General features: G+C 41.8%; 11 protein-coding genes. 2 read left to right on the top strand and 9 right to left on the bottom strand.

Translation table 11 applies throughout. From position 1 onward, the window contains the following. Window positions 1-53: 53 nt before the first annotated feature. Both ACXAFV_RS06145 and ACXAFV_RS06140 read right to left on the bottom strand, forming a co-directional pair. Window positions 54-551, bottom strand: coding sequence for an N-acetyltransferase family protein (locus ACXAFV_RS06145; RefSeq protein WP_475125177.1), 498 nt, complete (start codon window positions 549-551; stop codon window positions 54-56). Beyond that, complete coding sequence (locus ACXAFV_RS06140) at window positions 532-1,461, bottom strand: DMT family transporter (protein WP_475125176.1); 930 nt, start codon at window positions 1,459-1,461, stop codon at window positions 532-534. Before ACXAFV_RS06140 ends, ACXAFV_RS06145 begins: the two co-directional genes overlap by 20 nt. A gap of 143 nt (window positions 1,462-1,604) precedes the next feature. Between ACXAFV_RS06140 and ACXAFV_RS06135 the strand changes: the two genes are divergently transcribed. Next, entirely contained in the window at window positions 1,605-2,297 is a 693-nt protein-coding gene (locus tag ACXAFV_RS06135) for an MgtC/SapB family protein (protein WP_475125175.1), read from the top strand. A 165-nt stretch (window positions 2,298-2,462) separates the two neighbouring features. Here ACXAFV_RS06135 and ACXAFV_RS06130 read toward each other — a convergent pair whose 3' ends face one another. The 4 genes from ACXAFV_RS06130 to ACXAFV_RS06115 all read right to left on the bottom strand — a co-directional run bounded on the left by ACXAFV_RS06130 (window position 2,463) and on the right by ACXAFV_RS06115 (window position 6,949). Further along, on the bottom strand, window positions 2,463-3,134 hold the full coding sequence (locus ACXAFV_RS06130) for an MgtC/SapB family protein (RefSeq protein ID WP_475126081.1): 672 nt from the start codon (window positions 3,132-3,134) through the stop codon (window positions 2,463-2,465). Window positions 3,135-3,398: 264 nt separating this feature from the next. Then, the gene (locus ACXAFV_RS06125; protein ID WP_475125174.1) at window positions 3,399-5,273 is read right to left on the bottom strand and encodes a PTS fructose transporter subunit IIABC; all 1,875 of its coding nucleotides are present in this window, start codon (window positions 5,271-5,273) and stop codon (window positions 3,399-3,401) included. 15 nt (window positions 5,274-5,288) lie between these two features. After that, complete coding sequence (pfkB, locus tag ACXAFV_RS06120) at window positions 5,289-6,200, bottom strand: 1-phosphofructokinase (RefSeq protein WP_475125172.1); 912 nt, start codon at window positions 6,198-6,200, stop codon at window positions 5,289-5,291. Beyond that, window positions 6,197-6,949, bottom strand: a complete 753-nt coding sequence (locus tag ACXAFV_RS06115; protein WP_475125171.1) for a DeoR/GlpR family DNA-binding transcription regulator — start codon at window positions 6,947-6,949, stop codon at window positions 6,197-6,199. The genes pfkB and ACXAFV_RS06115 overlap by 4 nt, the downstream gene beginning before the upstream one ends. A gap of 718 nt (window positions 6,950-7,667) precedes the next feature. On the opposite strand from ACXAFV_RS06115, the gene ACXAFV_RS06110 reads away from it, so the two are divergent. Beyond that, a complete protein-coding gene (locus ACXAFV_RS06110) occupies window positions 7,668-7,877 on the top strand; it encodes a hypothetical protein (RefSeq protein WP_475125170.1) in 210 nt (69 codons plus the stop codon). A gap of 106 nt (window positions 7,878-7,983) precedes the next feature. Here ACXAFV_RS06110 and ltaS read toward each other — a convergent pair whose 3' ends face one another. The 3 genes from ltaS to ACXAFV_RS06095 form a co-directional block, all read right to left on the bottom strand. Further along, window positions 7,984-9,957: a lipoteichoic acid synthase gene (gene ltaS, locus ACXAFV_RS06105; RefSeq protein ID WP_475126080.1), complete on the bottom strand. Its 1,974-nt coding sequence runs from the start codon at window positions 9,955-9,957 to the stop codon at window positions 7,984-7,986. A gap of 562 nt (window positions 9,958-10,519) precedes the next feature. After that, entirely contained in the window at window positions 10,520-12,028 is a 1,509-nt protein-coding gene (locus ACXAFV_RS06100; protein ID WP_475125168.1) for a C40 family peptidase, read from the bottom strand. 151 nt (window positions 12,029-12,179) lie between these two features. Next, a complete protein-coding gene (locus ACXAFV_RS06095; protein WP_475125166.1) occupies window positions 12,180-13,565 on the bottom strand; it encodes a Mur ligase family protein in 1,386 nt (461 codons plus the stop codon). Window positions 13,566-13,615 lie beyond the last annotated feature (50 nt).

Below are 13,615 nucleotides of genomic sequence, written 5' to 3'. Positions count from 1 at the left end.
TCATAATGAAAAGACGCAGTTCATCATTGAACTGCGTCTTTTTCGTGATCTCATTATAATGTAAACAATAAACCCTCTTCGTCATGTTCCTCTCCGCCGATTGAGATCTTTTGTTCTTTGATGATTTTAGGTTCGAATGAATAGTAAAAGTACTTGGAGGGATTCTTTTTCAACACCCAAACGAGCATGTTGGCGTGTCCCTGTGACTTTAATGTGGTCATCGCAAACTTAAATAGGTCGCTTCCTATTCCGTTCCTCTGATATTCTTTCAACAAGTATATGGCATACAATTCACCTTCAAATTGCTTTTCACGCTCAGTACCTACAGAAACAAAACCGGCAATATCCCCATTGTCCAGTTCGCACACATAAGTTTGATGAGTGCCTGTTAGAATACCTTCCCATCTCTCTTTCCTATCTTCCACTTTTAATGAATCTAGATACTCATCAGAAACGATATTCTTATAAGTCGTTTTCCAGCTTTTGATGTGGACATTTGCAATTCCTGCGGCGTCAGTTCCCATTGCTTTTCTAATAAGGTAATTCTTCATTCTTTTTCACCTCATTCACATGTCGAACCATTTTCTTCAGCTTTCTTTCTTCCATTAGGAAGAGGGTTACACCCAGAATAATGATCATACCGCCAATGACTTGGGTAAGAAGTATTTTTTCCGCTAACAGCCAATAGGCTAGTAAAGAGGCCCCGATTGGCTCGAACAGAATCGCCATTGAAATGGTAGAGGTGCTTAACCACTTTAATGACCAGTTAAATAATGAATGACCAAGAAGGGTCGGTACGATTGCCAGCAGCAGAAAGTAAATCCAGTCTTCTTTAGGATAAGGTCCTAGACTTTCACCCCGGAGGAGTGCATAGAATAAAAGTACAACCGCGCTGATTGCATAGACCAAATACGTATAGGTGATCAATGACAGCCGTTTACGGATGGTTTGCCCAAATAAGAGATAGCCGGTCACTAATGAGCAGGCAAGCAAAGCTAAAATATCTCCCCATAGCGCCTCTCCACTGACCCTGAAATCACCCCAGCTTATGATGAAGCTGCCCGCCACTGCTAAGATAGCGGATATGACTGCTTTCCCAGTGAGCTTTTCCTGAAAGAATAGATACGCTCCAATAAAGGCAAACAACGGCTGGAGTGTGACAAGTACCGTCGAACTGGCTACAGAAGTGTAGTTTAGTGATTCGAACCAAAGGATGAAGTGGAAAGCAAGAAAGATGCCGGCTATGATTGAAAACGCCCAGTCTCTCCTAGTAATAACTTTAAGCTCCTTCACATACTTTAAGAAAAATACAGGGGACATTAAAAGCACTGTGAAAAAGAGTCTGTAAAACGCTAGAATACCGGCCGGAGCACTTGATACTTTCACCAAAATGGCTGAGGTGGAAACAGAGATCACTCCGACAGCAAGAAGCAGATAAGGATTTACTTTGGTTTCGGACACGGAAACACCCCCATGTTTTTCTGAATGATGTAATGCTTCTTCTTAAAAAGTTTAATTGTTTTCATTTTAATAAATAGAGAGAAAGAATACTATATCCATTTATCAATTTTCACAATCGTTATTAGAGATATGGAGGGGGTAAGATGGACTTCATAGACACAGCACTTTACATGAAACTTGGAATATCTGCGGTTCTTGGATTGGTCATCGGTTTGGAAAGAGAACTGAAGCGGAAGCCAGTGGGCCTTAAAACATCACTGGTCATATGTATTGTAAGCTGCCTGTTGACCGTTGTTTCAATTGAATCAGCCTATATATCCGAAGGATCTGAGAAAGTGAACATTACAATGGATCCACTGCGGTTGGCAGCTCAAATTGTGTCAGGCATCGGTTTCCTGGGGGCAGGTGTTATCTTAAGACGGGGGAATGACAGCATTTCGGGGTTAACAACAGCCGCAATGATCTGGGGAGCTGCCGGAATCGGTATTGCCGTCGGTGCAGGCTTTTATTTAGAAGCGACCGCAGGTGTCATCCTTCTTATCGTTTCTGTTGAGGTAGTTCCAACGATCATTACCTTCATCGGTCCAAAACGACTGCGTGAAAAGGAATTATCACTGCGGGCGACCATCAAAGAGAAGCATGAAATCAAGTCGATCATCGAGCGGATCAAAGAAGAAGACATCGCGATTGAAAACATCCATATCAAGGATTTAAAGAACAATATGCATCTTCTGGAATTGAAGATCATCGTTGATTTCAGGAAAAAGACGACCGATATTTATTACACGATTTCTGAAATCAGCGGAATCAAGGATGTGGAAATCGAAAGCTTGTAATAACAAAAATGCATGCGCCTTGGTCAGCCCCGGCAAACGCTCTAGGTCCGACCAGTTAAGTCCTTTGACTTCATTGGTTGATCAAGGTGCTAGGTGCTCGAATTGGACAATTATGGAATTAGTTTTATACTTTCTGAAAAAGTGACCCCTGAAAACATCAAGGGGTCATTTTTTATGGAGCTGTATTTTATCAATGCAGGACAGATCCTTCACCACTTCCAATACACCATTAAAATTAACCGTATCAGGTGTAAGGAGAAGAAGAGAATATTTAAATCGTTCAAGTCCTTTTAGGTCATCGTCATCTTCTATTTGATACTGAGTGATTTCAATTCCGTGCTGGATAATGGCATTATTGATGGCGCTGATATTCCCCTCCCCTTTTTTTACAACCAGACTTAAAAGAAGAAGTTTCTTATGGCGTACTCTTTCTTTATAAAAAGTTTCAAATTTATTTAAGAAAAACAATGTGATCACGATGATGAACGTAGTTAAAATGGCTTCCCAATACATGCCGATTCCAACAACAAGACCTAGTCCCGCTACTACCCATATACTCGCGGCGGTGGTAAGCCCCCTCACCGTGACACCCCCATGAACCATTATCGTCCCTGCGCCTAGAAATCCGATTCCAGAGATGACGTAGGAGGGGATACGGCTTGGGTCAAAGCCGACTAATTTAGGGTGTTCTTCCAAGAACGGTTCGAATCCATATAGCGAAACGAGCATCAATAAACAGGATCCGACTCCGACCAGGATGTGTGTCCGCAGTCCCGCAGGATGGTTTTTAGATTCTCTCTCGATTCCGATCAAGCCGCTTAAAATGACGATTAACATGATCCTGTACAAGGAGAGCTCAAATTCATCTGGCAATTCCAAATCTATAATTTCAAAAAATTCCATAAGTGTTTCCCCTCTTCACATTCTTCTATTAAATATACTTTTAACCTAGAATGAAGATTTTAAAACCTGTACTTGTAGAGGTGCATGTATCGCTTTTAAATAAAAATGATTCAGGGTTGACCCTTCTTGCTCAAGCAGCGGTATTTTTGACATTAAAAAAACCAGGCAACAAAATCGTTACCTGGCACCTATCTTTATTTATTGAACAGGCTTCTTCAAAAAACCGACCATTAACGCTGTAATGACTGAACCGATCAGTACAGCCAGAAGGTACAACAAAGGATTACCTTCTACTACCGGGAAAACGAATAATCCCCCGTGGGGAGCCGGCAGCCCAATTCCAAAGGTCATTGCCAGAGCACCCGCTACCGCCGAGCCTGTCACGATCGAAGGGATCACACGGAATGGATCAGCTGCAGCGAACGGGATCGCACCTTCCGTGATGAAGGATGCCCCCATGAAGTAAGCCGCGATACCTGCCTTTCTTTCATTATCTTTGAATTTCTTTTTAAAGAAAGTGGTTGCAAGCGCCAAGCCAAGCGGAGGCACCATCCCTCCTGCCATGATGGCGGCGTGGGGTGCAAGATTCCCACCTTCAATCATCGCTATACCGAAAGTGAATGCAGCTTTGTTGATCGGACCACCCATATCAACGGCCATCATTCCACCAAGGATTAAGCCAAGTACGATGAGGTTTCCTGTGCCCAGTCCATCCAGCCAATTCTGGATACCGTTGTTAACTGCACTGAGCGGCTCGACCAGGAATTGAAGCATGATGAAACCTGTAATAAAGATACCGAGCAGCGGGTAAATCAAAACCGGCTTGATGCCTTCCAGAGCTGCCGGGAAGTTATTCGTTAAACGTTTGATACCAACAACAACATATCCGGCAAGGAAACCGGCTATGATTCCTCCGAGAAACCCGCTTTGTCCTGTTGCGGCAATCAACCCGCCGATCATACCAGGGGCAAAACCGGGACGATCCGCAATGCTCATTGCGATAAACCCTGCAAGGACAGGCACCATAAGGTAAAATGCATTGTCGCCGCCGATTTTCATTAGCATGGCTGCAAATTCGTTGTATTCAGCATGATCCGGATTTGCCGACTGAATTCCGAAGAGGAACGAAATCGCGATCAAAATCCCGCCTCCCACAACGAAAGGAAGCATGTTCGAAACACCGTTCATCAAATGCTTATAAAATCCCGTACGTTGTTTTTCAGGACCCTGCTCCTCTGTGTGACTTGCTGCTTTACTTCCACTGTAGATTGGAGCATCCTTTTTTGCTGCTTTTTCAAGCAGTTCCCGGGGCTTTCTGATTGCTTCAGCCACTGGAACTTCAATGACAGGCTTTCCTTTAAAACGATTCAACTCTACTTTCGTATCTGCAGCGACGATGATTGCTGCAGCGCTTTCAATTTCAGAAAGAGTCAAGACATTCTTCGCTCCGCCAGAGCCATTGGTTTCTACCTTAAGGTCGATTCCGAGCTCTTTCGCTTTTGCTTTAAGGGCATCCGCAGCCATATATGTGTGTGCGATGCCGGTAGGACAAGCCGTTACAGCCAACACTCTTCCTTCATTTGATGGAGTCTCTTCGGAAACGGTTTCCTCTTCTTCCTCTTTATCATGAAGATTAATAATCTCTAAAACTTCTTCTTTCGTTGAAGCATTCACCAATGATTGACGGACCTTCTCATCCATCAGCATGGATGAAAGCCGGCTGAGTGCCTCCAAATGTGTTTGATTCGCACCCTCGGTTGCCGCAATCATGAAGAACAGATGTGCCGGAGCTCCGTCCAGGGATTCGTAGTCAACGCCGGCTGCCGATTTCCCAAAAACAATCGCCGGTGACTTTACGGCTGCTGTTTTCGCATGGGGAATGGCGATGCCTTCGCCGATCCCGGTCGTACTTTGTGATTCACGGTTAAGTATCGCTTTTTTGAACTCTTCGGCATCCTGCAGGTTCCCGCTTTCATCCAGAACAGAAACAAGCTCGTCGATGACAGCAGCTTTAGATGACGACTGTAGATCCAATGCGATTGTCTCTTTTGTTAAAAGCTCTGTTATACGCATTGTGCTTCCTCCCTTTTATCTTTTTCGGATTTCAATTTGTTTATATAGTTCATTCACTTTTTCCGCTTCACACAGCCCGATGGAAAAAGCCGTAGCAGAACCAGCTGCAGTTCCTAATCGGAATGATTCCTCCATACTCAGTCCCTTCGAGAGTCCTGCCAGGAAACCGGCAACTGTCGAATCACCCGCTCCGACCGAACTTTTCAATTCCCCCTCAGGTACGGATGCCTCATATACATCCTCTCCGGTTAAAAGCAGCGCTCCTTTTTCCGCCATCGATACAATCACATTTACAGCACCTTTTTCTCTCAGCTTCTTACCGTAATGGATGGCATCCTCTACCGTTTCGATCATCACAGCGAACATTTCTCCCAGTTCGTGATGATTCGGCTTTATTAAAAATGGTTTCAAGGACAGAACCGGTTCAATCAACTTTTTCTCAGCATCGATGACAATACGCACTTCTCTTCTCTTACAAAGAGCTGCCGCTTCCTGATAAAAAGATTCAGGTACAGAAGCGGGAATACTTCCAGCTAGAACAAGGGTGTCATCCTTTGATAAGTTCGAGATTTTTCCCAGAAGTTGATTAAGCAGTTTTTTATTGATAGAGGGGCCGTTCCCGTTGATTTCCGTTTCGTCATCGGCCTTCACCTTCACATTGATTCGCGACATATCTTCTACTTCCACAAAATCTGTATCTATGTTTTCTTCTCTTAAAAACTGCTTGATGTATTCACCCGTGAAACCTCCCGCAAAACCAAGGGCTGTACTTTTCACACCCAAGACATGAAGGACACGCGAGACATTGGTCCCCTTTCCGCCAGGAAGTGCATTTTCTTTCGCTGACCGGTTCAATCCCCCTTTTGTGAACTGATCAAGCTCCATAATATAATCAACTGAAGGATTAAGCGTTAAGGTGTATATCATGCAGTCACAACCTTTACTGTAGTTTGTTTCGCATATTCTGAGTCCAGCTCGTTCTCACTACCATTCGTGATGACGATCGCTTTCTCTATATCAGCAATCTTACTGAACGCGATTTCCCCGAATTTTGAATCGTCCGCCAACACCATCGCTTCTCTCGAAAGTTCAATGGCCGTCTTCTTTACCTGCGCTTCTTCCGGATCCGGTGTGGTGTATCCGTATTGAGGATGAACACCATTAGTACCTAGAAACGCTTTATCAAAGCGGTATTTTTGAAGAGATTCGATTGCACCGCTCCCTACCATTGCTTTCGTTGTCGGTTTCACGCTGCCTCCAATGATATACGTCTTGAATCCTTTTTGCAGCAGGGCATCCACATGAGTCATTCCGTTTGTCACGACCACGATATCCCTTTCAGGAATGAACTGGATCATACCGAGCGTCGTGGTCCCCGCATCAAGGAATATGCAGTCCCCCTCTTCAATCAAGCTTGCAGCATATCGTCCGATCACGCTCTTTTCATGAAGGTTTTTGGATGTTTTCTCGGAAACAGTCAATTCCTTCAACTTCCCTTGCAGTCTCGACGCTCCTCCATGAACCCTCTTTAAAAATTTTTCCTGTTCAAGCTGGGTCAAATCTCTGCGGATCGTTGATTCAGAGGCGTCCGTTAAATCTGCGATTTCCTGGATTTTGATTGCTTCCTTTTGTTTAAGCAAGTCTAAAATGATTCGGTGTCGTTCTTCGGTTAACATAAGCTCCTCCTGCTACTTTCTTAGTTAAGTCCATTATAATGAGACCGTTTTCAAAAATCAATCATTTTCTATCAATAACTTTCATAAACAACCATTAATCACTCAAAAACATTCATTTGTTTATGTTTGTTTATGGAGAGGTTCGTGTCTTAAACCTGGTTTGTATTTAGGCATATGTATATTGTGTTTGTTTGTATGTATGTTTCTCTATATAGATTGTCTTTAAGCTAGGTAGAATCATTCTAATTAGCACAATTATCCTGAAACTGGCACAATTAATCGGAAACTGGCACAATTAATTGATTTCCGGCACAATTATTAATAATCCTTCATCCAAGAACCGTTTCAAAAACAACTAGATAACTGATTAAATAACGTATTTTGATTAATATGTCCGTTCAATGTGTTTTTTTGGTCATTATCCCGTCAATAAATTGTATTTTTTATCAGGACATCCATGGAAGAATCCGACCGAACGCTCAATTCGCCCCCGCCAATCTCCCTCACTCCCTACTCTGCCACCAACACCCTCTCACTTCTGTATATAAATACCAACTAAACAACCCATATCAACTTACCGATAAAAAGGACAATAAGTCTATACACAACTTGTTATCATCACTACTCCAAGGCAGCAGCATTGACAATGGCCTTTAAAAATAATCCATTTTCCTCTGCAGAAATGGGTACCACAAACAACCAGAAGGAGAGACCTGACATGAACGAATGGCTCGGCATGATGTCCAATTGGATTAAAGAGAATCAGTTACTGAGTGTACATTATTTGAAAATAAAAAAAGGGACGCGTTCCTTTTCAGGGAGACTGCTTCAGGTAAATGATGAACACCTGCTTTTCTATGCGGATGATACGAAAGAAGTGATTCACCTGCACATGCATCAGATTGACCACATCGAACCTTTTGAATAGTCACAAAAAAACCGTCCTTTGAGCTTTAAAGCGCTAAGGACGAGCCTTCAATACATCAAGAAAAAGCCAGCTCCTAAAACTGGAGCTGGCTTTTTATCCTACCATCTTATTCATGGTTTTCTTCATTTTTCGCTTCAGGATTTTCTGTGCTTTTAGGGTTTGGATTGACATACTGATAATCTTTACGATCAATCGGGGTATATCCTTCCGGTTTGTGGAAACGCAGTAAATCTTCGTAGACTACTTTGTCTGAAAGCTCGAGTCGTTTCTGAGCATCTTTACTGATATCTTCACACACTTTGTTTGCTTCTTCATTACCTTCTTCAACAGGCTTACCTGTTTCGTTATCGTAGCAAACACCCTTGATGTTAGAATACTTATCAGAAATAACATCACCGTTACGGAAAGGAACAATTTGCTTGCGCTCTTCAGATAACAAGTCTTGACCAAAGCTTAGATAATCTTTCGTCTCTTGTCCAAGAAGGTGCATAACCGTAGTGCGAAGATCAATCTGTCCGCCGTACGTATGGTTGACTCCACCTTCAGCGCCAGAGTTCAGGATGAACAATGGTACACGCTGCAACTGGGCACTTTCGTAATCATTCACTTCTTTGCCCAAGACTTCAGACATCGCTTTTTTATGGTTATCTGAAATACCATAGTGGTCACCGTAAAGTACAATCATCGTATTGTCATATAAACCTTTTTCTTTCAGATCGTTCACGAATGCTTCAAGCTGTTGGTCCATATAGTGTGACGTTTGGAAATAACGGTCTACAACACCATTTCCTGTTTCAGCCGTCGGAAAGTCAGTGTCTTCCTCATGACGGTCAAATGGAAAGTGGTTTGATAACGTTAAGAATTTAGTATAGAACGGCTGCTTCAAGCTCTCCAGCATAGGAATGGAATCTTCAAAGAACGGCTTATCTTTCAATCCGTATGGAAGCTGCTCTTCCGGATTGCTCATATCATAATACGTTGCATCAAAGAACTTGTCATATCCCATGGAGCGGTACATTTCAGAACGGTTCCAGAACGTTTTATAGTTACCATGGAACACGGCTGACGTATATCCTTTATCCTTCAGAATGGCAGGAGCTGACTGATACGTATTATTTGCATGTGTCATGAACACTGCCCCCTGTGGAAGCGGGTATAATCCATTTTCGATGATGAACTCTGAGTCGGACGTTTTCCCCTGTCCTGTTTGATGGAAGAAGTTATCAAAGTACATGGCATCTTTATTTTCAACCAATGAGTTCAGGAATGGTGTAACTTCCTGACCATTCAACTCTCTTCCGATCATGAATGTTTGCAGGGATTCCATTGAAATATAAATCACGTTTTTACCTTCAGCTTTTCCAAAGGCATCAGGGTTTGGAGCCGCTTTGTTAGCTTTCACAAAGTTCTCTACCTCTGATACTTCATTGCTGTCGGCCATTGCACGTTTTGCTTGTGTCTTAGAGTTTTGAACAAGATCATAAATCGCAAAGTTGTGTGTTCCTAAATATTTCACCAGATAGTTGCGGTCAAAGCTTCGAGTCAATAACTCCGGGCGATCGATATTCGCAAGGCCAAGGTTCAATAAGAACACAAGAACTGCAGAAGTCATGACCGCGAATACTGAACGGAAACGAAGTTTTTCCTGCGGCTTTACTTTCTTTAGGATCATTAGTCCAATGATAATGAACAGATCCAGGAAGTAAAGAATGTCTACAGGATTGATTAACTCAACGGCACTTCCGCCAAGCCCGTTATTCGTTTTTGCCTGAAGAATAACCGGAACTGTAATGAAATCATTAAAGAAACGGTAGTACACGACGTTTGCATATAATACGAAAGACATCAACAAGTTAATGACGATAAATGCAATATATCGTCCTCTGCCTTTCCAGAAAAGAGCAAATGCAAAGAAAAATAATGCTGAACTTAACGGGTTAAAGAATAGAAGGAATTGCTGCATGAAATTTTGAATTCCAAGGTTGAATTCCGCCAAGTAGACAGCATACGTTTTTAACCAAAATAAAATGACGACTGTAAAGAAGAAAGTTAACTTCCCAGTACGCATCTCACTGCGCATGTCATTGAAACGGTTCTTAAAGAAGTTCATACTTCATCACCTTTTTATATTAAGATTTAGTAAAGTTCATTTGTTTTTTGTAAATCAAAATTGAGTCAACAGAAAGTATTATAGCAGAAATTAATTTCAGCTGTATAACATTTTAGTGTAATTCGTAACAAAAATATTTCATCGGAATTCGACAATTAGCTCTTGAACCTTTAGGGAATCTACTCATATGAGGGGGTGTAACGCTTTCACTCTTTACGTAATTTCCAGAAATTGATACCGGAATATACTTCAGGTGTAAAAAATATCCATAGGAACGTTAATTCTATGTAAATTTCTACCCAGGCAGATTCAAATTTAAACAAAAATCTTGATTATGTAAATATTAGGCTCTGTTAAACGTGGGTGTTGTATACAGAGAAGACCCCTGACTACCTAACAAAGAACGTTGAATGGGAATCAAACTAATTAATGAAGGAAATGTTTATTTAGTAGTTTACATATGATGAATGAGGGTATTTATATAGGAAAGAAAAAAAACAAGGGGCAGATACCCCTTGTTCGATTCGTTAGACTATTGAATGATTCTGCGAGCTGTCACATAATTATCTTGATACCAGCTTCTATCCAAGTTTCGTTTTACAACACCCAAAGTTTTACCGGCAGACATGATCACTTCATTGTTGCCAACATAGATGGCTGTGTTGACAATATCCCCACCACTTGAAGAATTCGAGAAGAACACAAGGTCCCCTTCCTTCAATTGGGATTTAGAAACGAATTGGCCTTTAGCAGCTTGTCCTGCTGCAGTTTTATCCTGAAGGTCGATACCGCTCTGTTTATATACATAATAAGCGAGTCCTGCACTGTTAAAGCTCATTGTGCTTTCATCATAAGAACGTCCATACTGAGCCTTGCCCATTAGATCTTCTGCAAGACCTGAAACTTGAGCACCTTTATCCTGTGAAGCGGCAGGCTTGTCTTCAGTGCTTTCTGGTTTTTCTGCTGGTTCCTCTGGTTGACCGTCTGTTTCTGGTTCAGGTTTTTCCGCAGGTGTTTCTGGTTGAACATCCGTTTCTGGTTCAGGCTTTTCCTGAGGTGCAGCAGGTGTTTCAGTTTCAGGATTTGCATTTTCTGCTGGATCTTCCGTAGCTGCAGCATTCACATCAATCACACGGCGCGCTGTCACGTAATGCTCATCGTAGTAGCCGTTAAGAATGACACTCTTCTTGACTCCTGAATCAGAGCCGGCAGCATGGACAATTTGATTATTCCCGGCATAAACACCTACATGAACAATCTTTCCGTTACTTGAATTATTTGAAAGGAACACAAGGTCACCTTTTTGAAGATCTTGACGTTTCACAGGTTCACCAAGTTTAGACTGTTCACTGGCTGTTTTTGATTTAAGATCAATCCCTACCTGCTTAAATGTATAATAAGTCAGTCCTGCACCATTGAAGGTCAATGTTTCTTCATTATAAGGAGTACCATAAGAAGCTTTTCCGATTAATCCTTCTGCAACTTCAACCACCTTTTCTGCAGTTGATGAAGTTGCTTGATCATACATAAAGGAAGGAAGTACACGGCGTGCAGTTTTATAGTTATTCTTATAATAGTCTTTTCCATCTAAGTCAGAGATTAGAATATCATTCTTTTCGTCTGCCATATGGATGATCTTGTTATCTCCAATATAAATTCCATTGTGTGTAACTGGATCATTATCATTCGGGTTTGAATCGAAGAAAACAAGGTCTCCCTTTTGAAGCTGATCCTTTGGTACATATTCACCCAATTGAGCCTGTACGTTTGTATCCCTTGTTGCAAGGTCAATACCATTTTGTTTGAAGGCATAGTAAATGAATCCACTGCAGCCAAATTGATGCGGCGGGTTATATACATATCTTTCGTATGTTGCTGTACCAATTAAGCTCTTGGCAGTTGAGATAATATTATCAGCTTTCTGCTCTACCTCAGGTTGCTGGGAAGCAGTTGCTGCAGTTGCTTGCTGCACAGGCGGAATCGACACAGAGCTGAACGTTAAAGCAACTGTGCATACCGCGGTTGTCATTAATTTCTTCATGTTTCTACCTCCTGTGAATAAAGTGAAATTTTCTAATTTCTTATCCACAGCAAGTATAACAAAGATTTTCTCCATAAAATGATGTAATAATTGCCAAGACTGTGCTAGATACTACCAGGGGTAACAGGGCTAGGTCTTTTTTCTCATTACTTTATCCATCAACTTTATAAGAGCTTGCAAGCCCTATTAATTCCGTATCCATCATAGATCCTTTAATCAAAAGTATGGTTTTTTCATCTAGCAGATTTTCTACATATTTCTTTACGTGTGCAGGAGAATCTGCTGTATACACTTCTCCTTTGAACCCATCCTTTTTTGCCTGCTCCGCTACATGTTTAGTCTTTTTCCCTACAGCAATCAAGGTATCGATTTTCTTAGATGCTATTAATTTTCCCAATTCATGATACACTTTCTTCTCATGCTTCCCCAGATAGGCAATATTACCTAACAACAAAACACTTTTTCTATCATTTCCCAAGCTTTCAAGTACTTCAATGGCTGCAGTGATCGATGTTGGATTTGTACTCCATGTATCGTCAATGATCGTAGAGGCTTTTATGCCTTTTTCAATCTGCAAGTGGCGTTCCAGATTTTCAAACGTCCTAATTCGGAACGCAGCCTTCCTAAGGCTCAACCCAATTTTATGGGCGGCTGCAAGGGCAAACAGCGCATTGTAAATCTGATGCTCACCAAAACCCGGTATATACATTCCATATGTCTTTCCTTCATGATGCAGCGTAAATGACATTCCGTTCTTTCTGTAAACTATATCACTGGCCCGGTAATCAGCATCGGCACCTGTGCCACAATAAATGACCTCCCCGGTGAAACCTGAAAGTGATACTTTCTTTGTGTTTTCATCCTCGCTGTTTAAAATAAGGGTGCCTCCCTTTCTGACCCCTTTAACAATCTCGGATTTTGCTTTAATATAGCCGTCTAACGTCTTGCACTTGTCCAGATGGTCGACCCCGATTGTTGTGATGATTCCGATTGTAGGTTGAAATACTTTGCAATGATAGTGAAGGTTACCAGGTCCTCGCAGGCCGGTTTCAAACACAGCAGCATCCGTATTTTCATCGATGCCCATAAGATATTGAAAAGATTTTCTAGTGGCATTCCTGCTTCTGATGGTAGATTGGATAGAATGTGTGGAAGATAAAAGGTGGGAAAGAATTTCTTTGGTAGTGGTTTTTCCGCAAGTGCCTGTAATGGCGACGATCGGCAGTTCAAATAACTGCCGGTAATAGCGGGTGAAAGACCAGAATGCTTCATCTACATTACGAACCCTTACGATACCGGCAGCTTCAATGTATTTCATTTCTTCTTCACTTTTATCAGTTACGACAACATAAGGGGAATATCTAATCACCTTACGAACGTCAAAGGCTTCGTTTTTTCTTAAAAATAGTAACGTGTTTCTCATTTTTATCCTGTGCAAGTGTGACACCATCGCATCCTTTACGATGAAATTTTCATCCCCGTGTAAGAGCTCTCCATTCATCACATCAATTAATTCGCGCAGTGGCAGAGGTTTCATTTTTTCACTCCTGTCTTAAGGTATTCGTTCATCACGCTGATTCCATAATT

The organism is Rossellomorea sp. ABR4_012 (assembly GCF_056159545.1).
Note: the sequence above shows the minus strand (reverse complement) of the source record. Positions and strands in the feature narration are given on the sequence as shown.

Coding starts and splice junctions, on each gene's coding strand:
- ACXAFV_RS06145 (WP_475125177.1), bottom strand. CDS start 551: ATGAAGAATTACCTTATTAGAAAAGCAATGGGAACTGACGCCGCAGGA.
- ACXAFV_RS06135 (WP_475125175.1), top strand. CDS start 1,605: ATGGACTTCATAGACACAGCACTTTACATGAAACTTGGAATATCTGCG.
- ACXAFV_RS06130 (WP_475126081.1), bottom strand. CDS start 3,134: ATGTTAATCGTCATTTTAAGCGGCTTGATCGGAATCGAGAGAGAATCT.
- ACXAFV_RS06125 (WP_475125174.1), bottom strand. CDS start 5,273: ATGCGTATAACAGAGCTTTTAACAAAAGAGACAATCGCATTGGATCTA.
- pfkB (WP_475125172.1), bottom strand. CDS start 6,200: ATGATATACACCTTAACGCTTAATCCTTCAGTTGATTATATTATGGAG.
- ACXAFV_RS06115 (WP_475125171.1), bottom strand. CDS start 6,949: ATGTTAACCGAAGAACGACACCGAATCATTTTAGACTTGCTTAAACAA.
- ACXAFV_RS06110 (WP_475125170.1), top strand. CDS start 7,668: ATGAACGAATGGCTCGGCATGATGTCCAATTGGATTAAAGAGAATCAG.
- ltaS (WP_475126080.1), bottom strand. CDS start 9,957: ATGCGCAGTGAGATGCGTACTGGGAAGTTAACTTTCTTCTTTACAGTC.
- ACXAFV_RS06100 (WP_475125168.1), bottom strand. CDS start 12,028: ATGAAGAAATTAATGACAACCGCGGTATGCACAGTTGCTTTAACGTTC.
- ACXAFV_RS06095 (WP_475125166.1), bottom strand. CDS start 13,565: ATGAAACCTCTGCCACTGCGCGAATTAATTGATGTGATGAATGGAGAG.